General features: G+C 60.8%; 1 protein-coding gene. It reads right to left on the bottom strand.

Features of this window, described 5'->3' with window-relative positions; genetic code table 11:
* Window positions 1–567, bottom strand: a 567-nt coding sequence (locus V9L18_RS22015) for a cbb3-type cytochrome c oxidase subunit I (protein ID WP_337349270.1), incomplete at both ends; no start/stop codon positions are given.

Below are 567 nucleotides of genomic sequence, written 5' to 3'. Positions count from 1 at the left end.
CCAGAAGTGGATCTTTCCGAGCCGCTCGTTGAGCATCTTGCCAGTCCACTTGGGCCACCAGAAGTAGAAGCCGGCGAACATCGCGAACACCACGGTGCCGAACACGACGTAGTGGAAGTGCGCCACCACGAAGTAGGAATCAGAGACGTGGAAGTCCAACGGCGGCGAGGCCAGGATGATGCCGGTCAGGCCACCGAAAAGGAAGGTGATGAGGAAGCCAATGCTCCACAGCATCGGGGTTTCGAACGTGATCGACCCGCGCCACATGGTGCCGATCCAGTTGAAGAACTTCACCCCGGTGGGCACCGCGATCAGCATGGTCATGAAAGCGAAGAACGGCAGGAGCACCGAACCGGTCACGTACATGTGGTGCGCCCACACGGTCACGGACAGGGCGGCGATGGCGATGGTGGCGTAGACCAGGCCCTTGTAGCCGAAGATCGGTTTCCGGCTGAAGACCGGGAAAATCTCGGAGACGATGCCGAAGAACGGCAGGGCGATGATGTACACCTCGGGGTGGCCGAAGAACCAGAAGAGGTGCTGCCACAGGACGGCGCCGCCGTTCTC

Source organism: Pseudarthrobacter sp. CCNWLW217 (assembly GCF_037203985.1).
Classification (GTDB): domain Bacteria; phylum Actinomycetota; class Actinomycetes; order Actinomycetales; family Micrococcaceae; genus Arthrobacter.
This window is presented reverse-complemented; position numbering and strand designations above follow the sequence as displayed.